Source organism: Pseudomonas sp. SIMBA_068 (assembly GCF_046534705.1).
Classification (GTDB): domain Bacteria; phylum Pseudomonadota; class Gammaproteobacteria; order Pseudomonadales; family Pseudomonadaceae; genus Aquipseudomonas; species Aquipseudomonas putida.
Genome location: NZ_JAWRYI010000113.1, coordinates 1 through 381, shown reverse-complemented (window position 1 = coordinate 381; position 381 = coordinate 1). Strand labels below are relative to the sequence as shown.

General features: G+C 68.5%; 1 pseudogene. It reads right to left on the bottom strand.

The features are described from left to right. Positions 1-381, bottom strand: a pseudogene (locus SB756_RS28415) (formate dehydrogenase); the annotation flags it as partial.

Here is a 381-nt window from a genome sequence, read left to right as displayed (position 1 = left end):
GACCGAGAACAGCCGCCCTACCCCTTCGGGCAGCATGATGAACGGGTTGACGTCGCTGCCGGGCGCGGCGGTAACCGGGTAGTCCGGCACATCGCTGCCAGCCCAGCGGCTGCCATACCAGGCAATGATCTGGCGCTTCGGGTCCCAGGCCTTGCCCTGAGGGTCGGCCGAGGCACGGTTGTAGAGGATGCGGCGATTCTGCGGCCAGGCCCACGCCCAGCCCGGCGTGCAGCCCAGGCCGCTGTCGGCGTTGTCGCGGCGGGCCATCTGGTTGCCGGCTTCGGTCCAGGGACCGGCGAACACCCAGTTGAAGCAGGCGGTACTGCCGTCGTCACGCAATTGGGCGAAGTTGTCCAGCAACTGGCCCTTGCGCAGCACCAG